Origin of the sequence: Saccharibacillus sp. WB 17 (genome assembly GCF_008634075.2) — a bacterium.
In the GTDB taxonomy this organism is placed as follows: domain Bacteria; phylum Bacillota; class Bacilli; order Paenibacillales; family Paenibacillaceae; genus Saccharibacillus; species Saccharibacillus brassicae.
Genome location: NZ_VPFK02000046.1, coordinates 39,244 through 58,295, shown reverse-complemented (window position 1 = coordinate 58,295; position 19,052 = coordinate 39,244). Strand labels below are relative to the sequence as shown.

Annotated in this window: 16 protein-coding genes; 3 read left to right on the top strand and 13 right to left on the bottom strand. The window is 59.7% G+C overall.

Annotated features, from left to right (window positions below; genetic code table 11):
* Positions 1-9 precede the first annotated feature (9 nt).
* Positions 10-1,026, bottom strand: a complete 1,017-nt coding sequence (gene sbnA, locus FTE24_RS21295; RefSeq protein ID WP_150230519.1) for a 2,3-diaminopropionate biosynthesis protein SbnA — start codon at positions 1,024-1,026, stop codon at positions 10-12.
* Between the two features lie 234 nt (positions 1,027-1,260).
* On the opposite strand from sbnA, the gene FTE24_RS21290 reads away from it, so the two are divergent.
* Together FTE24_RS21290 and FTE24_RS21285 are read left to right on the top strand one after the other, a co-directional pair.
* Positions 1,261-2,541 (top strand): MFS transporter, encoded by a 1,281-nt coding sequence (locus FTE24_RS21290; RefSeq protein WP_150230521.1) that lies wholly within the window; start codon positions 1,261-1,263, stop codon positions 2,539-2,541.
* 138 nt (positions 2,542-2,679) lie between these two features.
* Positions 2,680-4,512 carry an IucA/IucC family protein gene (locus FTE24_RS21285; RefSeq protein ID WP_150230523.1) on the top strand — a complete coding sequence of 611 codons (1,833 nt, stop codon included), beginning with the start codon at positions 2,680-2,682 and terminating at the stop codon, positions 4,510-4,512.
* A 93-nt stretch (positions 4,513-4,605) separates the two neighbouring features.
* Here the strand turns inward: FTE24_RS21285 and FTE24_RS21280 are convergent, their stop codons facing one another.
* From FTE24_RS21280 to cymR, 12 genes are all read right to left on the bottom strand, one after another.
* Positions 4,606-6,645 (bottom strand): methyl-accepting chemotaxis protein, encoded by a 2,040-nt coding sequence (locus tag FTE24_RS21280; protein ID WP_160441852.1) that lies wholly within the window; start codon positions 6,643-6,645, stop codon positions 4,606-4,608.
* Between the two features lie 566 nt (positions 6,646-7,211).
* Positions 7,212-8,531 carry a peptidase U32 family protein gene (locus tag FTE24_RS21275; RefSeq protein WP_150230767.1) on the bottom strand — a complete coding sequence of 440 codons (1,320 nt, stop codon included), beginning with the start codon at positions 8,529-8,531 and terminating at the stop codon, positions 7,212-7,214.
* Between the two features lie 22 nt (positions 8,532-8,553).
* Positions 8,554-9,486 (bottom strand): peptidase U32 family protein, encoded by a 933-nt coding sequence (locus FTE24_RS21270; RefSeq protein ID WP_150230527.1) that lies wholly within the window; start codon positions 9,484-9,486, stop codon positions 8,554-8,556.
* Positions 9,487-9,630: 144 nt separating this feature from the next.
* Positions 9,631-10,695 (bottom strand): endolytic transglycosylase MltG, encoded by a 1,065-nt coding sequence (gene mltG, locus FTE24_RS21265; protein ID WP_150230530.1) that lies wholly within the window; start codon positions 10,693-10,695, stop codon positions 9,631-9,633.
* A 126-nt stretch (positions 10,696-10,821) separates the two neighbouring features.
* Positions 10,822-11,130: a DUF1292 domain-containing protein gene (locus FTE24_RS21260; RefSeq protein WP_141446429.1), complete on the bottom strand. Its 309-nt coding sequence runs from the start codon at positions 11,128-11,130 to the stop codon at positions 10,822-10,824.
* A 5-nt stretch (positions 11,131-11,135) separates the two neighbouring features.
* Entirely contained in the window at positions 11,136-11,435 is a 300-nt protein-coding gene (locus FTE24_RS21255; protein WP_141446430.1) for a DUF1292 domain-containing protein, read from the bottom strand.
* Between the two features lie 13 nt (positions 11,436-11,448).
* On the bottom strand, positions 11,449-11,865 hold the full coding sequence (gene ruvX, locus FTE24_RS21250; protein WP_150230532.1) for a Holliday junction resolvase RuvX: 417 nt from the start codon (positions 11,863-11,865) through the stop codon (positions 11,449-11,451).
* 12 nt (positions 11,866-11,877) lie between these two features.
* A complete protein-coding gene (locus FTE24_RS21245) occupies positions 11,878-12,135 on the bottom strand; it encodes an IreB family regulatory phosphoprotein (protein WP_141446432.1) in 258 nt (85 codons plus the stop codon).
* Positions 12,136-12,271: 136 nt separating this feature from the next.
* Positions 12,272-14,911: an alanine--tRNA ligase gene (alaS, locus tag FTE24_RS21240; protein ID WP_150230534.1), complete on the bottom strand. Its 2,640-nt coding sequence runs from the start codon at positions 14,909-14,911 to the stop codon at positions 12,272-12,274.
* A gap of 564 nt (positions 14,912-15,475) precedes the next feature.
* Positions 15,476-15,682 carry a hypothetical protein gene (locus tag FTE24_RS21235; RefSeq protein ID WP_141446434.1) on the bottom strand — a complete coding sequence of 69 codons (207 nt, stop codon included), beginning with the start codon at positions 15,680-15,682 and terminating at the stop codon, positions 15,476-15,478.
* A gap of 172 nt (positions 15,683-15,854) precedes the next feature.
* Complete coding sequence (locus FTE24_RS21230) at positions 15,855-17,006, bottom strand: cysteine desulfurase family protein (protein WP_150230536.1); 1,152 nt, start codon at positions 17,004-17,006, stop codon at positions 15,855-15,857.
* 16 nt (positions 17,007-17,022) lie between these two features.
* Positions 17,023-17,442, bottom strand: coding sequence for a cysteine metabolism transcriptional regulator CymR (cymR, locus tag FTE24_RS21225; protein ID WP_141446436.1), 420 nt, complete (start codon positions 17,440-17,442; stop codon positions 17,023-17,025).
* 268 nt (positions 17,443-17,710) lie between these two features.
* On the opposite strand from cymR, the gene mnmA reads away from it, so the two are divergent.
* Positions 17,711-18,850: a tRNA 2-thiouridine(34) synthase MnmA gene (mnmA, locus tag FTE24_RS21220; RefSeq protein ID WP_150230538.1), complete on the top strand. Its 1,140-nt coding sequence runs from the start codon at positions 17,711-17,713 to the stop codon at positions 18,848-18,850.
* Positions 18,851-19,052 lie beyond the last annotated feature (202 nt).

The following is a 19,052-nucleotide window of genomic DNA, read 5'->3' as shown; positions in this document are numbered from 1 at the left end:
CTTATGGATTCAGTTGACGGCTTCGGCCGAAGCGATCCGGCTTCCCGGCAGGTTCTCCACCCAGCGCTTGTCATACACGCTGTCCAGGTATCGTTCTCCGCGGTCCGGCAGCAGCGTCACGACGTTGGCCGAAGGCGCAAGCGTAGGCACAAGCTTTTCGAGCGCGGCGATAAGCGAACCGGACGATCCCCCCGCGAAAATGCCTTCCCGATCCAGCAGCTTGTAGCAGCCGCGGACCGATTCCCGATCGTCTATATGGATGACCTGATCGATCTCGGCCGGATGCAGCAGTTCGGGGACGCGATTCGCCCCGATTCCCGGAAGCTCTCTCGGTCCGGACGGGGTTCCGAAAATGACGGAACCGACCGCGTCGACCGCCACGATCTTGGCATGCGGATTGGCTTCTTTGACCCGGCGCGAGATGCCGAGCAGACTGCCGGTCGTGCTGACCGCGCATACCAGCACGTCGATCCGCCCGTTCATCTGCTCGACGATTTCCGCGCCGGCGCCGTGATAATGCGCCTGCCAATTCAGCGGATTGGCGTATTGATTGACCCAATACGCGTTCGCATCGCGGGCGGACAGCTCCTGCACCCGCCGAATCCGCGATTGCAGGTAGCTTCCGTACGCATCGGCTTCCGTCACCCGATCGATATTCGCGCCGAGACATTCGATCAGGCGCAGATTGGTAGACGTGATTTTCGGATCGACCACGCACGTAAACTTCAAGCCGTATCTTTTGCACATGAGCGCCAGCCCGATCCCGAAATTGCCCGAAGTGCTCTCGATGACATGGGTATGGGGCTTGATCGTTCCGTCGCGCAGGCCGTGCTCGATAATGTACTGCGCAGAGCGGTCTTTCATGCTTCCGCCGGGGTTCATCAATTCCAGCTTTGCATAGACGGACGCTCCCTGCTCACCGAACAGGGACTTCAACCGAACCAGCGGAGTATGGCCGATACAATCGATAATAGAATCCGCGACGCCGGGCGATTGACCTTGCGCTTGCACGGCATTTCGTTCCATGAATACGCACCCGCTTTCCGAATCGAATTAGGTATACGCAGGCTTTACATGATAATGATTATCAATATCACCTCGGATACAGCCCCTATTATGCTATCGCTTTTTTCCCCCTGTCAACCGTGAAATATCGTGCATGTATTTGTAAAAAAGCTTAATTGACAATGATAATCATTATTGATAATCTGGTTGAACTTGGATTTTACGTTGCCAAAATCGGGGAGGTGAATCGCTTGCATGAAGTCTTCGCCCGCCTGGAATAACAGCCTGCGCCTCTTGTCGGGCGGACGTTTTCTGTCCAGCGCGGGACTGACCGGGATCAGCCCGTTCATTCCGTATTACCTGGAAGGGATGAACGCGGGCAGTCCGCAGGAAGTGCTGCTGTGGACCGGGCTGTCGGTGTCGGCGCCCGCTCTGTCCTATGCGCTGCTGACTCCTGTATGGGGCAAACTCGGTGATCGATGGAGCCGCAAATGGATGGTGGTGCGGGCGCTGGTCGGGCTTGCTCTCAGCATGATGTTGATGGGGATCGCCCAGACTCCGTTCCAGTTTTTCCTGTTCCGTCTCTGTCAGGGCGCGTTCGGCGGCATTTCGGATGCCAGCAGCGCTTTTGTCGGGTCGCATGCTCCGGCCGATCGGCGGGGCTCGGCGCTGGGGACGCTTGAACGCGCTTCGGCGGCCGGACTGCTTGCCGGGCCTCTGCTCGGCAGTCTGTGCGTCCATTTATGGGGCAGCCGCCTGCTGCTGTTCCTGACGGCGGCCCTGACGCTGGCTTTCGCGCTGCTCGCCGCCTGGAAGCTGGGCGATGCGGAGCAAAGCGATCGTCAGGCTGACTCTTCGCAGGCGTCGCGGCCTCCGGCCCTATCGGCGCAAACCGACGGCCGCGGCGGGATCGGGCATGCTTTTCGCTCTCTGGTGTCTCACCCGACGATCAGCCGCCTCGTGCTGGCCGGCATTCTGTTCAAACTGGTCGATTTTGCGACGTTTACGATGTTCACGCCTTACGTTCGGCAACTGATTCCGTCCGATGCTGCCGTCCTGTTCGTCGGCCTGCTGCTGGCGATGTCGTCTGTCGGCGAGCTGCTCGGCGCTTCCTGGTGGGGCAAACGCAACGACCGCCGGCCGCCCGAGCGCAATCTCAAGCTTGCCGGACTGCTGTGCGGCGTATGCGTTCTGGCGCATGCCGTCCCGCTGGGCGTGCCTTGGCTGATGTTCGTCCGCCTGCTGCAGGGATTTGCGTACAGCGCGCTGCTGCAGACCGTCATGCTTCAAGTGCTCGACTCTTCGAGCGATCGCGACCGCGGCGTGCGGATCGGCGCGACGAACAGCCTGTTGATGGCCGGTCAGCTGATCGGGCCGACGCTCGGCGTGCGGATCGGCGGATTATGGGGCCTGTCCTCGGTCTACGTCGTGATGGGCCTGGTCATGCTGTCTGCCCTGTTCCTGATCCCGCCGGGTTCGGCGGCCGGCAAAAAAGCCGCCGAAAGACTGCCGCTCCAATCTACGAAGAAAGGGTGAATTCTTATCGATATTCAACATACGGACGCCGCGAAGGCCGCGTCCGGCCCGGTTATCCGCCCCGAAGTCGCGGGCACCGACGAAGCCGCTTCCGCCCTGGCACAGCGCGAAACGCTAACCCGGATTCTCAATGCCTATTTGCGCGAAACGGGGCAGACCGATCCCTTCATCGACGACCCTTCCCTGCCGGGTCTGTCGCTGGCGGCCTTGCTGCCCGCTACCGGGCAGCGCATCTACGGCAAGCTGCGGCATCGTTCCGATGCCGGCCATCATGAATACGGCGATCGGCTGTACGGGATCGAGATCGAAGCGCAGCCGATCGACGACTGGCAGCCGCTTGCTTTCGAGCCGGTCATCGAGCGGCTGCTGAGCGAGATCGCGGCGGCCGCGCAGCTCGGCCCGAATGCGCTTGATCCCGGTTCGGCCGACTTGAAGCGCAGACAGCTGGAAGAGGCGATCGCCAACAGCCTGTATCGCATGACCGCGTATCTGCGGCATGCGTCGCCTGCCGGCGCTCCGGCCGCGCTCGATTTCCGCCGCGCCGAGCAGTCGCTTCTGTGCGGCCATCCGTTTCATCCCACGCCCAAAAGTCTGGAAGGCTTCAGCCTGTCCGATTCGCTCGCTTATTCGCCGGAATACGGCGTCGACTTCGCGCTGCACGGCTTCGCCGCCGCCCCGGAACTGATCGCCGAAGACTGGCTTGAAGCCGGCGGCGGCGATCCCGATGCGGCGTGGGTGCCCGCCGAAATGCGGGAAGCCGCCTCTCGGCTGCTGCCGCCGCGGGGCAAATCGTACCGGATTCTGCCCTGCCATCCTTGGCAGGCCCGCTATCTGCGCTCGCTCGACAGCGTGCAGCGGCTGCTGGCCGCGGGCGACCTGGTCGATCTCGGCCCGATCGGTCCGCGGGTCGTGCCCACTTCTTCGGTCCGAACCGTATGGAACCCGACAGAACAATGCTTCTACAAGCTGTCGCTGCATATCCGTATCACCAATTTTATACGCGAGAACAGCGAGGAGCAGCTGCTTCGCACGCTGGATGCTTCCCGGATCGCGGCTGCCGTGCAGCGGGAGAACGATTCTCCGCGGTTCGGTCTCCTGCTGGAGACCGGCTACCGGACACTGTCGCTTCCGGATGCGGAAGCGGCCGAGCGGGAGCCGATCATGTCCGGCTTTTCGATGATCGTGCGCGAAGCGCCGGATCTGTCCGACCCTTCGCGCAGCGTGCCGTACGTGCTGGCTTCGCTGCTGGAAGTGCTGCCCGGCGAAGCGGAGCCGCTGCTGTTCCGCGCCGTGCGCGAAAACCGGCGCAGCCTGGGCGGACCGGGCAGCCCGGACGCGCCGGACGCCCCTGGACGCGATCAGCCGGCCGATCAGCCGGCAGGCCGCTCCGGCACGGAAAGCGACCGGAACGACACGAGCGGCTGGAGAGACTGGATCGACTGGTTCCGCGACTATGCGGATGTGTCGATCGTGCCGATTCTCCGGCTGTATGCCCGGTTCGGCATCAGCCTGGAAGCGCATGTGCAAAATTCGATGCTGCGCCTCGAAAACGGCCGGCCTTCGGCGCTGCTCGTGCGCGACCTGGAAGGCATCAGCGTCGATCGCACCCTTGCGCAGAGCCACGGCTGGATCGGCACGCTGGTAAGCGCGGACAGCCCCGTCCTGTACTCCGGCGAAGAAGCGCTGCACCGATTGAAATATTACTTCTTCGTCAATCATCTCAGTCATGTGGTGCAGAGGCTCGCTTATTATTCCGGGCAGGCGGAACATCTCTTCTGGGCCGTCGTGCGGCAAACGCTTGCGACGCTGGCCGAAGACCCTTCGGACACGCGGCTTCGCGCCGTCGCACACGACTTGTTGGCCTCGCCGACGCTGCCGGCCAAAGCCAATCTGCTCAGCCGCTTCCACCAGCGCGGCGAGACGCCGCTGTACGTCGATATTCCGAACCCGATCCTTCCGAAAAAAACATAAGCAAAAAGCCTGTTCCGTAGAGGAACAGGCTTTTTGCTTATATTCAACCGGCTTGCGGGACGATTGGTCCGACGAACTTCATTCCCGCTCCGATCAGATCGTAAATTTCGAAATCGAATCTTTCAATTCGTTCGAAGCGTTGCTGAGCTTGGCCGACAGTTCGACCAAGCGCACGCCGACATTCTGCTGCTCGCTGCTGAGCGAAGCGACTTCTTCCGACGTCGCGGAAGACTGCTCGGCGACCGCGCTGACGCTCGTCATCGCTTCGGCCATCGTCTTCTGGGCGCTGCCCAGTTCGCCGATCGACGCCGTTACGCCGTCCAGCTTGCCGGAGAACTGCTGCATCTGATCCTGCACCGAGTCGAAAATGCCGCTCGTCTGCTTCACGGACTGCACCTGCTCCTGGAACATCGGGTAGACGGTCGACAGCGTACGCACCGTCTCGTCCATCTCGGACTGGATATTGTCGGTAATCTCGCCGACCATATCGATCGATTCGCGCGAACGGCTGGCCAACTGCCGGATTTCGCCGGCGACGACCATGAACCCTTGTCCCGCCGCTCCCGCGCGGGCCGCTTCGATCGTCGCGTTCAGCGACAGAATATTGGTCTGTTTCGTAATGTTCTGCATGACGTCGAGCACTTTCATGACCGAAGCCGTGCTCTCCTTGAGCGCGTCGACCCGCGTCACGAGCGAACGCACCATGTTCTCCGTGCTGCCGGTCTGGGTCAGCAGCTTGTCCAGATGGACCGTTCCCTGACGGCTCGCCGTCTGGACTTCCCGCGCCGAAGCGTCCATTTCGCGGTTGGCGGAGACGACGTTTTCCATCCGTTCGCCGATTCGCTCGGTCAGTTCCGTGCTCTTCTCCGCTTCCTGGGCCAGGCTCGACGCTCCGTTCGCGATTTCTTCCGTCGCGATCGCGATCTCGCGGGCCGAAGACGCCGTCTGCTTCGAAGCGGTCTCCAGTTCGCCGGCCGTATCGAGCACCTGCTGCGCCGTATCCGTCGTCTGGCGAACGAGATCGGTAATGCGGTCCATCATCTGGTTGAAGGCGGTCGACAGTTCGCCGATCTCGTCTCTCGAGCGGTAATCGGTACGCACGCTCAGATTGCCTGTCGCGCCTTCCTGCATCAAGCCTTTGAGATGGCCGAGCGGACGGCCGATCATACGAACCATCCAGATGCCGATCGCGATCGCCACGAGTACCGCTACCGCGACGAAGATCACGATCAGAATCAGGATGCCGGACGCGCCTTCGAGCAGCACTTTGACCGGAACCGTTCCGATCAGCTTCCAGCCGGATGACTCCATCGTATTGTACGCGGCCAGCACGGTAGTGCCGAACTGCTTCGCTTCGAACTTGCCGCTCTCGCCGAGCTGGTCCCGGTCGAACACGTAAGTGCTCGGCTGGCCCGCCGATCCTTCCTTGTCGGAAGCGACGTTCGTACCGTCGGCCGCGACGAGTTCGATATGGCTGCCTTCCCCGAACTGGACAGAGGCCAGCTGTTCTTCCAGCGTCTTGACGTCAAGCTGCAGGCCGATGACGAACTTCGCTCCGCTGCCGTTCGTCGTGGACATGAGCCGGACGAGCGAATAACTGCTGCGTTCGACGTCGGTCGGAATCCACTGCACGTTCGTCTTGGTCGTTGTCAGCTCCTTGTACCAGGCCGTGCCGCGGATTTCTTCCGCCGTCGGAAGGCGGTTACCCGCCGTGAAGAAATCGTTCGAGGCTTCGTCGGTCGACAGGAAGAAGACCGACTGCAGCCCGCTTGTGACGTTGACCTGATTGCTCAGCGATTCGTTGATCTCGCGGTAAGCCTGCAAACGATCGAAATCGCTCGTCGCCCGCTGCAAATTGTTGATCGCGTCCTGAATTTCCGGATTGAAAAAGATCTGCGTCGACGAATCCATGTAGCGCTGCAAAATGATGTCCAGCTTCTCCGAAGTCTGGATGATCGTCTGCTCGTTGGCCGTCGCGGCGTTCGCCTTGATCGTGTCGCGGGCTTTAACGTACGAGAAAATGCCGAGCGAAGACACGAAGACGACCATACTCACGAGGAAGATAAGGAACAGGCGAACGCCTACCGACTTGCCCGGATCGAGCGCGCGCCAGTTTTTGAGCGCTCCGCCCATTAAGCCTCCCCACTCGCGCACGGAACGTTTCGGCAGCCTGGAACGGCCGCCTTTTTTCGAACCGAAGCCGGGCAGCAGCCGGGCAGCCGTACCCTTTAAAGCGTTCTCATTTCGTCCAGTACCTTCAGAACCATTTTCCAATGTCCCCGGAACGACCTTAGGCAGCTTTTGCTTTTTCTCTCGAACCTTTTTCGGTCCTTTATCTTTTCTCAAAAGCTTCAGCGAAGGTTTCCCTTTTCCTTCCGCTTGTTCGCCATCCGGTTCAAGGATCGGATTTCCCCCGTTATCGCCTTTTTTCTTCATCATGCTCATGCTCCCACCCGCCAGTCTTTAGAATCAGCGCTGCAACACCGGAGTTTAGAAAGCGCTCTCTCGCTTGCCTATGTACCTACTTTCTTCTTGAAAAGCCCGGGATTACAAAATGCTGGTTATCTTTATTATCGGCCCAAGCAAGCAAAATGAACAGCAAAATCGGCCTTTTTTCAAAAAAAGTTGACATCCAAAGAAAACCCTTCAACTCCTTTGAAGGAATTGAAGGGTTTCCCAAGACCTACGACGTAAGTCTCCTACTTTTTGACGTTCTTTTTGCGCATCATGTCGAAATAACGCAGCGGACGCTCCACCTTGAATTTGACGCGCTGCATCGGATGGCGGGCCGCGTCGAGCTCGGTGCCGTCTTCGTCCCAGATCGTGCCGACCGTTTGTTTGAAAAACGTGCCGCCGGGACCGAAAAATTCGATCTCCGTGCCGGGCTTGAAATGGTTGCGCTGCTGGATCGTCGCCATTTCCGTCTCTGCGTCGTAATCGAGCACGAGTCCGGCGAAGTCGTAAGGGACCGATTTTTGTTCCGGCTCGTAAATATGGTCTTCATGATCCGGCGTATCATAGAAGAAACCGGTATTGAGCGGACGGTTGGCGGCTTTGCCCAGCTCTTCCATCCACTCCGGCTTCAACTCGTAATGCTCGGGGTCCGCCATGTACGCGTCGATCGCCTGGCGATAGACGTTGATGACGGTCGCCACGTAATGGATCGACTTCATCCGGCCTTCGACCTTGAAGCTGTCGATGCCGACTTCGATCAGATCGGGAATGGAACCGAGCATGCACAGGTCTTTCGAACCCATCGTGAACGCATTGTCTTCGGAACGGAACAGCGGGCTGCCTTCGCCGGCTTCGGCCTGCTGTTCTTCGGAGACCCATTCGCCTTCGGCGGAAGGACTCTCGAACAGATCGTATTTCCAGCGGCAGGACTGGCAGCAGCCGCCCCGGTTGGAATCGCGGTCGGTAAAATGGTTCGACAGGACGCAGCGCCCCGAATACGATGAACACATCGCGCCGTGCACGAACGATTCGATTTCGACGTCGACATGCTTTTTGATCTCGGCGATCTCTTCGAGGCTCGTCTCGCGGCCCAGCACGACGCGCGGCAGTCCTTCTTCTTTCCAGAACTGCACCGCCTGCCAGTTCAGCGTCGACTGCTGCGTGCTCAGATGCACTTCGATACGCGGAGCCGCCGTTTTGGCCGTCTCCACGATGATCGGATCGGCCGTAATGATCGCGGCGATGCCCGCTTCCTGCAAATTGCGCAGGTATTCGGCGATGCCGTCCAGGTCTTCTTCATGCGCGTAAATATTCGTGGCGACGAACACTTTCGCGCCGTATTTCGCGGCGAACTCCACGCCTTCCTTCATTTCTTCGAAAGTGAAGTTGTCCGCGCCCGAGCGCAGGCCGTATTTCTGCCCGCCGATATAGACGGCATCCGCGCCGTAATGCACGGCGAACTTCAACTTTTCCAGATTGCCGGCGGGAGCCAGCAGCTCCGGTTTGTCCAGCCGGTACCGCTTGCCTTTGTGCTGCGGCTTGTCCTGAACCGGCGTTTGTGTCATTTCCACGATACAATCCCCTTTCTCAATACACCTGTTCCTTATAGAAAAATCCGAACGACAGCTCGCGCTCCGGGTCCTGAAGCGCCCGAATCTCGTCCAGCCACGTTTCGTCGAACGCGTATCCGGCCGGATCGGCGGCGAACAAATCGATCGCCCGGCGATAGGCGCGGGCGGCCGCGACGTTGTACGCCGTGCTTTTCAGGATGCCTTCGATCTTGAAGCTCTGAATGCCCGCCTCCATCAGCAGATACAAATCTTCCAGAATGCAAATATCGCCGGAACTCATAATATGCGTGCCGTTCGCGTCTTCGTAGATCGGGAACCGTTCGTCGCGGCGTTCCGCTTCGATCAGGTACAGACCGCGGGTCAGACCGACGTTATCGTCTTCGACCGGCCGTCCCTGATTCGCCATGTAGCTGTGCACGAGGCTGCGCTTGGAATGATAAATGTTCGTCATCCCGTGCACCTGCACCTGGGCTTCCACTTCGAGCGACGGCATCATGCCGGTCACTTCGTCCATGTTCAGTTCGCGTGCGAGCACGACCCGGGTCGCTCCCCGGCGTCCCCAGTAGTTCGCCGTCCCGTGGTTGGTCGACGTCATCTCGGCGTTCCAGTGCAGCGGCAGTCCCGGCAGCAGGCTTCGGGCCTGCATAAGCACGGACGGATCGCCGAACTCGATACCGTCCACGCCGAGTTCTCCCATGCGCTTCAGATACTCCGGCAGAAGCGGCAGCTTCTCATTGTCCATCAGATTGTTGACGGCCGCGTAGATTTTGATGCCGCGCGGATGCGCGAAGTTCACCGCTTCCCCGATCATCTCCGGCGTGAATTCGCCCGGCAGGCGCATGCCGTATCGTTCTTCCCCCAATAAAAAAGCGTCGCAGCCGGCTTCCGCCAGCGCCTTCAATTCATCCAGTGTGCCGCAAGTTGCCAACAGTTCGGGCTTTTTTCCCAAAACGGCCACTCCCTTCTTCGACTTCGTTTGCGCCGCGTCCCCTTGGCTTAGAGGCGCGCGGCTTTTGTTGCGGTGATACGGAATTGGCTTGGCGTTCCATTCAAGCGAGCCCGGCCATGAAGCCTAGGCGGCTCGACGTCTTCCTTACGGAGTGCCGCCGGCTTTGCTCGCTTCGATGTTTTGTTCGTGCTGCGCGAACGTCTCGGCAAACAGATGCTCGCCGGACCCGTCCTTTTTGGTTACGTAGAAGAAATAATCGGTCTTCTCCGGCTGCAGCGCGGCTTCGATCGACTTGAGGCTTGGCGCCGCGATCGGACCGGGCGGCAGGCCGTCGTATTTGTACGTGTTGTACGGACTGTCGATCTCGAGATCCGAATACAGCAGCCGGTCTTTCTGCTTGCCGAGCGCGTATTGGACCGTCGCGTCGATTTGCAGCTTCATCGGATCGTTCAGCCGGTTATAGATGACGCCGGCGATGATCGGACGCTCCGAATCGACGACGGCTTCCCGCTCCACGAGCGAAGACAGCGTCAGCAGCTCATGCACGCTCAATCCCCGTTCTTTGAGCAGCGCTTCGAAGTTCGGGATCGATTCAAGCTTGCGCTTCGTCTCCTGCACGAGGCGGCGGACGACGTCTTCTTCCGTGGCGGAAGCGGCGAACTCGTACGTATCGGGAAACAGATACCCTTCTAGCGGGTAGGTGATACCGGCTTCGGCCGGAATCCCGGCGGGCAGATCGTCCGCGAATTTCTCCGGTTCCCGCGCCAGCTGGCGAACGGTCTTCGCATCCCAGCCGCCAAGCTCGTTCAGGCGCTCCGCGATCTGCTTGATCGTCAGTCCTTCCGGAATCGTCACCTTGACTACTGCTTCGCGTTCGACTTCCCCGGTTCCGTTCAGCGCGGCCGTGACCGCGGCGTAATCAGAACCCGGCAGCAGCCGATACGTGCCGGCTTTGAACGCTCCGCCTTCTTTTTCCATTTTGAGATATACCTTATACAACAGGGCGCTGCGAATCAGTCCCTGCTCCTGCAGGCGATCGGCGATCTCCGCCCTTCCGCTGCCTTCGGCCACTTCGAACGTGACCGGCTCGTCGGAAGAGGCCACCGGGCGCATCGAGGCATACACGAAAGTCGAAATCGAAGCGATCAGCAGCAGCACGATCAACAGCAGGACGAGCGGGGCTTTCGATCTTTTTCTTATTTGGGTCACTACGGCGCACATCCTTTGTCGGACTTGAATCGCGGGTATTCCCCGTCGGGAAATTCCCTCGTCTTTTATTTTTGCGCACGGCAAAACGGACCAGGCTAGCCGGGTCCGCTTGCTTTACCGATTCCCTTACATTTCTTCCGGGAACGTGAGTTCGTCGAACAGTTCGGCCACGTTTTCCCACTCGTCATCATCGTCAATCGTCGCCAGCTGAACTTCGCCTTCCGGGGAAGTCTCGATCTTGAGAATTTGCACGTCGTCCTCGGCTCCGGCGGTCTCGTTCTGCAAAACCGCATAAGCGCCGCCGCCTACTTCGAACTCTTTCAAGATCCGGTACGTGACCGATTCGGCATTCTCGTCGATCAACTCGACTTCCAATCCGTACACCTGTTCCAGCTTGTTCGTGTATACGACCTGACTTGCGGAAAATTCCGTCATCGCTTCTATTCCTCCCCGTCCAATTCGGCAACCAGCGTGTTGAAAGTCTCTTCGACGATCTGCCACTCCGCTTCGTCCTCGATCACGTACAGCTTGAGATCGTCGTTCTCTTCTTCGTAACGGAAAGCGTACACTTCGTCCGTCTCTTCGTCTTCGGAATCGAGCGGAACGACCATCATGTACTTGCTCTCGGAACCGTCCACTTCAAACTTCATGATGACTTCGAAGCCTTCTTCCTGGCCTTCTTCATCGGGGATATAGATAATTTCCGGCTCTTCGCCTACGAGATTAGAATCGTTTGTCATGCCCGTCACCCTTTCACCGGTTTGATATGGAATCGAGATAATTTTGCAAGATCAGGCCCGCGGCAATTTTGTCGACGACCTGCTTGCGCTTCTTGCGGCTGACATCGGCTTCGAGCAGGGTACGCTCGGCGGACACCGTCGTAAGACGTTCATCCCACAGGTGAACGGGCAGACCCAGCCGTTCGCGCAGCGACTCGGCGAATTCGATGCACAGTTCGCCGCGCGGGCCGATCGTGCCGTTCATGTTTTTCGGGAGACCGACGACCACTTCCCCGATCTCGTGCAGCGCCGCGAGTTCCGCGATGCGCCGCAGGTGAGAATCGTCTTCGCGTCGTTGAACCACTTCGATCCCTTGAGCGGTCCAGCCGAAGATGTCGCTGACCGCGACGCCGATCCGGCGATCTCCATAATCGAGGCCCAGCAATTTCATTGTTCGTATCTCCTATCGAAGCTTGGACAAATAAGAACGAACCAGTTCTTCGATCAGCTCGTCGCGCTCTTTTTTGCGAATCAGGCTTCGTGCGTTGTTATGTCTCGGGATGTAAGCCGGATCGCCGGACAGCAGGTAGCCTACAATCTGATTGATCGGATTGTACTCTTTCTCCACAAGCGCGTCGTACACGGTAAGCAGAATCTCCTGCGCGGAGGTCTCTTCGTCGCCCTTCACGTTGAACTTTACAGTTTTGTCCATGGAATCCATAAGGATTACACCTCGCTTCACAAGGCATCCGCGTGCGCGCGGCGCGCCTTGACGCCTTAGTATTGTATCTTATTCATCATATCACACTTTCGCCCGATCAAGAAACGGGCAATCGGGCAAAGACCGGCAATTCGGATCAGCCGTTCAGCGATTGTTCGAGCACGGAGACAGCCGCCCCGAGCGCTTCCTGCAGCTTGGACGCGTCCTTGCCGCCGGCCTGCGCCATATCCGGACGGCCGCCACCGCCGCCGCCGCAGACAGAAGCCGCTTCTTTGACCAGCTTGCCGGCATGCAGCCCGCGCTTGGTCAGTTCCTGGGGAACGGCCACGACGAAGTTGACTTTCTCGCCGTCTACCGCCCCGAGCACGAGAACCGCCTGCGGCAGCTTCGTTTTCAGTTCGTCGGCGAGCGAACGCAGCGCGTCCATGCCCGAAGCGGACACCGCTTCGGCCAGCACCTGCACGTCGCCCACGGTGCGCACGCGGTCCGTCAGTTGGCCCGCTTCGATCGCGCCAAGCTTGCCGCGCAGCGATTCGATCTCGCGCTCGGCATCCTTGAGCTGCTTGTTCATGCCGTCGATCCGTTTCGGCACTTCGGTCACCGGCGTCTTGAGCGCCGCGGCCGACTGCTTCAGCAGATCGAGCTGCCCGTCGAGGTACAGGTACGCGCCGCGGCCGGTCAGCGCTTCGATCCGGCGCACGCCGGAGCCGATGCCGCTCTCGCCCACGAGCTTGAACAGGCCGATCTCGGCCGTGTTGCGCACATGGCAGCCGCCGCACAGCTCAAGGCTGTAATCGCCGATCTCGACGACGCGTACGATATCGCCGTATTTTTCGCCGAACAGCGCCATCGCGCCCATCGCTTTCGCTTCTTCGATACCTTTGAGCTCGATTTGGACGTTGACGCCTCTCCAGATCTGCTCGTTCACGCGGCGTTCCACGTCCGCCAGTTCTTCCGGCGTAATGCTGCCGAAGTGGGAGAAGTCGAACCGCAGACGCTGCGGCTCGACGAGCGATCCCGCCTGGTTGACATGGGTGCCGAGCACTTCTTTGAGCGCTTTGTGCAGCAGATGCGTCGCGGTATGGTTTTTCTCGATCGCCGCGCGCGAATCGCGCTCCACGCTTGCCCGGACTTCGTCGCCGACATGCAGCTCGCCCGATTGTACCGTAACCTGGTGCACATGCTGGCCGCTTGGCGCTTTGACCAGTCCTTCGACGTTCAGCGTGCCCGTGAACGAAGAGATCGTGCCGACGTCGCTGACCTGGCCGCCGCTTTCCGCGTAGAACGGCGTTTGGTCGAGCACGACCAGCGCCGTATCGCCTTCGCCGACCGAATCGACGACTTCGCCGTCGCGGATCAGCACGGCGATTTTGGTTTCGACGGACGTTTGGCCGTAGCCGACGAACTCGCTGCCGGCTTGCAGTTCGGACAGCGCGCCGCCTTGAATGTTCATGCCGCCGCCTTTTTTGTGCGCTTCGCGCGCCCGCGTACGCTGCTGCTGCATCGCCGTCTCGAAGCCTTCGCGATCGACGGTCATGCCATGCTCGTGCGCGAAATCTTCCGTCAGGTCGAGCGGGAAGCCGTACGTGTCGTACATTTTGAACGCGTCTTCGCCGCCGATCAGGCTCTCGCCCGCCGCTTTGGCTCGCTCGGCCGTCTCGGTCAGAATGGCGAGACCGTCGGACAGCGTTTTGTGAAACCGTTCTTCTTCCAGACGGATGACGCGCTCGATCAGCTCGCGGCTGTCAAGTACCTGACTGTAGTAGACGCCCATGACGTCGCCCACCGTGCCGACCAGCTCGTGCAGGAACGGACGGTCGAGTCCCAATACGCGCCCGTAACGGACCGCGCGGCGCAGCAGGCGGCGGATGACGTAACCGCGGCCTTCGTTCGAAGGCTGCACGCCGTCGCCGACGGCGAACGTTACCGTGCGCACATGGTCGGCGATCACTTTGAGCGCCACGTCATGCTCTTCGCTCACGCCGTACTGGATACCGGCCATTTGGGCGGTGCGCTGGATCATAGGCTGGAACAGGTCCGTATCGAAGTTGGAGTTCACTTCCTGCAAGATGGAAGCGAGACGTTCGAGACCGGCTCCGGTATCGATGTTTTTGTTCGGAAGCGGCGTGTAGCTGCCGTCCTTGTTATGGTTGAACTGCGAGAAGACGAGGTTCCACACTTCGAGGAAACGTTCGTTTTCGCCGCCCGGATACATCTCCGGATCGTTCGGGTCGAGCGTGCCGTAAGCGTCGCCGCGGTCGTAGAAAATTTCGCTGCACGGACCGCACGGGCCTTCGCCGATATCCCAGAAGTTCTCGTCGCCCAGCTTGATGATGCGTTCCGCGGGCAGGCCGACTTTTTCGTTCCAGAGCTTGAACGCTTCTTCGTCTTCCGCGTACACGGTGACGCTGATCCGCTCGGGATCGAAGCCGATCCATTCGGGTCCGGTCAGAAATTCCCAGGCCCACGTAATCGCTTCTTCCTTAAAATAGTCCCCGATGGAGAAGTTGCCCAGCATCTCGAAAAACGTATGGTGGCGGCGGGTTTTGCCCACATTCTCGATATCGTTCGTGCGAATACACTTTTGCGAGTTGGCGATTCTCGGATTTTCCGGTTTGACCCGGCCGTCGAAGTAAGCTTTCAGGGGCGCCATGCCGGCGTTGATCCACAGCAGGGACGGATCGTTGTGCGGCACGAGCGGAGCGCTCGGCTCGATATGATGGCCTTTTTGTTCGAAAAATTGCAGCCATTTGGAGCGGATTTCACTAGCGTTCATGGTTGGAAGACCTCCGTTTGGGAATAGTAAAAAACATAAAAAACGCCCCTGAAAAAATTCAGGGACGATTGCTCGCGGTACCACCCTGGTTACCGTTTGTGCCGCGCTGCCTTCTGCCTGTCGCAGAAGCGGAGCCGCGAAAAAACGATCGCCTCGTTGAGTCCGTTAACGGGGACGAGTCGGCCGCGGCCTTCGCTTGGCGAAAGTTCGCGGCACTCCGGAATCAGCTTTCGGTCCGTCGGCCTTCCAGGCTCTTCCACCCAGGCGCGGATCGCGCAAGGAGCCTGTTCGCTGAGAAGGCGTCGCTTCGGGACGTACTTCATTCCATCATCGATTTGTCGGTTATCTTCAATGCCTTCCCAGTATATCGGGCGCCCGATTTTCTGTCAATGCACCGGCGGATCGCGAGCCCGGACGGCAAGAACAGGCGGCGGGCGCGGCGGCGCCGCTTCGCCCACGTCGAGGCTTCAATCTATTTTGCGCGCACAAAAAAACCGGACAGTCCGGCGCGCGGCCCGTAAAGGCGCGGCGCCGGAATATCCGGCCGTCTGCAAGCAGTCCGCTTTAGGAGGTTGCCTGAAGCTGCGACAACGACTCGGCTTCTTCCAGGCAGAACAGATCGTCCAGAGAGCTGAGCGTACCGTCTTTTTCGACCTGGAATACCGACATTCTGCCGCCATTGACCGTCAGTTCGATAAAGCAGCTCCAGCAGTAGAACTGGTGCGAGCCGATCTTGCCGATATCTTTGGAACTGCAATTTGGACATTTCATTATGGGGATCACCTATCCGTCCGCTTATTTGAAAGTCGCGAAGAAATGCATATCTCTTCCGATTGAATGATTATTCACAAGATAAGACCCGGGCAAGCCGCCCGTCGAACAGCGTCCGCATGAAGGCGGAAGGAATCTACCCTACCGAGCGAAAAGCGTCCTTGCGGAGCGCTCAACGCTTCATACGCACGCGGTTCATAATCGTTTCAATAGTTTTGACGACCGTCTCGATTTCCTCCGAATTATTACCCAATCCGAAGCTGAATCGAATCGCGGAATTCAAAACATTTTCAGGAAGATTCATGGCGCGCAGCACGTGCGAAGTCTCAAGCGAACCCGACGTACAGGCCGATCCGCTGGCGACCGCAATGCCGGTCATATCGAGGTTCATCAGCATCGTCTCGGTCCCCACCGCCGGAAAGCTGACGTTCACGATATGGTCCAGATGATGGTCCGGATCGCCGTTGACTACAAAAGAAGATTCGCCGATCGCCGCCGACAGACCGTTCAGCAGCTGCGCGCGCAGCGCAAGCGTCCGCGCCCGGCGCGCCTCCAGATCGGATACGGCAAGCAGGACCGCCGCGGCGAAGCCGGCCATGCCGGCCAGATTCTCCGTCCCGGCCCGGCGCTTGCGTTCCTGATTGCCGCCGCGCAGCAGCGCCGGAAGCTTGATGCCCGGCGCCACGTACAGCGCCCCGATTCCCTGCGGCCCGTTGATCTTGTGCGCGGAGAAGCTGATCAGGTCGGCGTTCAGATCCGCGCAGTGAATCGGCAGCGAGCCGAGCGCCTGTACGGCGTCCGTATGGAACCAGACGCCGCGCTCGCGCGCGAACGCCCCGATCTCGCGTACCGGCTGGATCGTGCCGACTTCGTTGTTGGCGAGCATGACGCTGATCAGCGTCGTGTCCGGGCGGGTATGTTCGCGAATCCAGTCGACGCTGACGCGTCCCCGCGTATCGACCGGAATGTATTCCACTTCGAAGCCCTGCTCCGCCAGGCTCTCCGCGGCATGCAGCACCGCATGATGCTCGATCTCGGAGACGAGCAGATGCCGCCCGTGCTCCGCACGCGCGGCAGCCGCGCCAAACAGCGCGGCATTGTCGCTCTCGGTGCCGCCCGACGTAAAGACGAGGTCGGCCGGCTTGGCACCGATCGCGGCGGCGATTGTCTCGCGCGCGGAACTGACGATCCGCTTTGCGTCGCGCCCGAACGCGTGCACGCTCGAGGCGTTGCCGTACGTGCCGGTCATGACCCGCAGCATCTCTTCGGCGACGAGCGGATGCACGGGCGTCGACGCGGCGTGATCCATATAAATTCTGTTCATGCTGGATTCACCTCGGTTAGATATAGAACATGTAACTGTCCGGCTCGCCTTTTTCGCGGTACGTGATCAGTTCGCCGAGCGTCGTCGAATCGATCACGTCGGCGATGGCGTCGCGGATTCTTTTCCACAGGTCGCGCTTGGCCGGGTCGTCTTCTTCCGTAAAGTCCACGACGGAGATCGGTCCTTCCAGCACGCGGATGATCTCGCCGGCGGTCACCGTGTCCGGGTCGCGCGACAAAATGTAGCCGCCGTAGGCGCCGCGGACACTTTTGACCAGTCCACCGTTGCGGAGCGGCGCGATCAACTGCTCCAGATAATGTTCGGACAACGAATTTTTCTCGGCAATGCTTTTGAGGGAAGTCGGGCCTTCGCCGTATCTTCCTGCCAATTCCATCATAATGGTCAAGCCGTAACGGCCTTTAGTCGATATTTTCAATAGAGGCACCTCTTTCGGTTCATTCGGGGTTATGGCCTGTGTATACTCAGACTATCGTACCATACTCGCGGAGCCGGATGCACTACGCAATGCGTGTACAGACGGAGAATGTCCGCGTAAGGTGGAAATAGCCGCTGCGGAAAAAGCGTGCGGCAGTCGTAAGGCGACCGTTTTTGTGGTAAAATGCAGTCAGACGCGCGGGGCGCGTCTATTGATCTGCCCAACTTCCCCATTTTTGCCCATACCTCAATAGAAGACGGTGATATTCATGAATAAATCTCCACAGGAGACCCGGGTCGTCGTCGGCATGTCCGGAGGCGTAGACTCTTCGGTCACGGCGCTGCTGCTCAAGGAGCAGGGATACGACGTGATCGGCATCTTTATGAAAAACTGGGACGATACCGACGAGTTCGGCCACTGCACCGCGGAAGACGACGCCGAAGACGTGCGCCGGGTCTGCGAGAAAATCGGCATCCCTTATTATACGGTCAATTTTGAAAAAGAATATTTCGATAAAGTGTTCACGTACTTCCTCGACGAATACAAGCGCGGCCGCACGCCGAATCCGGACGTCATGTGCAACCGCGAGATCAAGTTCGGCGAGTTCCTGAACAAGGCGCTCGATCTCGGCGCCGACTACGTCGCGACCGGCCATTATGCCCGCGTCGTCGAAGAAGACGGCGAATTCAAGCTGCTGCGCGGCGTAGACGCCAACAAGGACCAGACGTATTTCCTCAATGCGCTGAATCCGTACCAGCTGTCCAAAACGATGTTCCCGATCGGCCATCTGCCGAAGCCGGAAGTGCGCCGCATCGCCGAAGAAGCGGGCCTCGCCACCGCGCGCAAAAAAGACAGCACCGGCGTCTGCTTTATCGGCGAACGCAACTTCCGCGAATTTCTGAGCGGCTACCTGCCGGCCAAGTCCGGCGAGATGATCGATATCGCCACCGGCGAATCGAAAGGCCGCCACGACGGGCTGATGTATTACACGCTCGGACAGCGCCAGGGTCTCGGCATCGGCGGTTCCGGTTCGGGCGAACCGTGGTTCGTCGCCGACAAAGACCTCGAACGCAATATCCTGTACGTCGTGCAGGGCGACAAGCACCACAGCCTGTACTCCACCGCGCTCGTCGCAAGCGGCGTGACGTTCGCTTCGGGACGCGACGAACTGGCGGCGGGACCGAAGTCGTGCACAGCCAAATTCCGCTACCGCCAGCCCGATCAGGGCGTTACGCTGACCGCTCTTGCGGACGGCTCGGTCCATGTGGCGTTCGACGAGCGCCAAAAAGCGATCACGCCCGGCCAGGCGGTCGTGTTCTACGACGGCGACGTCTGCCTCGGCGGCGGAACGATCGAGACGGTCGAGAAAGTGCCGGCCGAACAGCCGCAGCAAACGCTCAGCTTTTAAGCGGTGAAGCGTCGTGAGGGCCGTACGGCGCGGGATTCAAAATCGCGAACGGCCCACCGTGTAAAAAACGAAAAAGCCCGCTTCTCCCGTCTGACGGGGAGAAGCGGGCTTTTTCGTTATGCGGCGCGGCGCGAAAGCTCCGTCGATAAAACGGGACGTTCGCGCCGGCACGGATCATCCGGCGAGCCAAAGCCGGGAAGCG

Excerpts from the sequence above, each read along its gene's own strand:
- FTE24_RS21280 (WP_160441852.1), bottom strand. The coding sequence starts at position 6,645 with ATGGGCGGAGCGCTCAAAAACTGGCGCGCGCTCGATCCGGGCAAGTCG.
- FTE24_RS21235 (WP_141446434.1), bottom strand. The coding sequence starts at position 15,682 with ATGAAATGTCCAAATTGCAGTTCCAAAGATATCGGCAAGATCGGCTCG.
- ruvX (WP_150230532.1), bottom strand. The coding sequence starts at position 11,865 with ATGAAATTGCTGGGCCTCGATTATGGAGATCGCCGGATCGGCGTCGCG.
- FTE24_RS21260 (WP_141446429.1), bottom strand. The coding sequence starts at position 11,130 with ATGACGGAATTTTCCGCAAGTCAGGTCGTATACACGAACAAGCTGGAA.
- FTE24_RS21230 (WP_150230536.1), bottom strand. The coding sequence starts at position 17,006 with ATGAACAGAATTTATATGGATCACGCCGCGTCGACGCCCGTGCATCCG.
- FTE24_RS21245 (WP_141446432.1), bottom strand. The coding sequence starts at position 12,135 with ATGGATTCCATGGACAAAACTGTAAAGTTCAACGTGAAGGGCGACGAA.
- alaS (WP_150230534.1), bottom strand. The coding sequence starts at position 14,911 with ATGAACGCTAGTGAAATCCGCTCCAAATGGCTGCAATTTTTCGAACAA.
- FTE24_RS21275 (WP_150230767.1), bottom strand. The coding sequence starts at position 8,531 with ATGACACAAACGCCGGTTCAGGACAAGCCGCAGCACAAAGGCAAGCGG.
- FTE24_RS21290 (WP_150230521.1), top strand. The coding sequence starts at position 1,261 with ATGAAGTCTTCGCCCGCCTGGAATAACAGCCTGCGCCTCTTGTCGGGC.
- mnmA (WP_150230538.1), top strand. The coding sequence starts at position 17,711 with ATGAATAAATCTCCACAGGAGACCCGGGTCGTCGTCGGCATGTCCGGA.
- sbnA (WP_150230519.1), bottom strand. The coding sequence starts at position 1,026 with ATGGAACGAAATGCCGTGCAAGCGCAAGGTCAATCGCCCGGCGTCGCG.
- FTE24_RS21255 (WP_141446430.1), bottom strand. The coding sequence starts at position 11,435 with ATGACAAACGATTCTAATCTCGTAGGCGAAGAGCCGGAAATTATCTAT.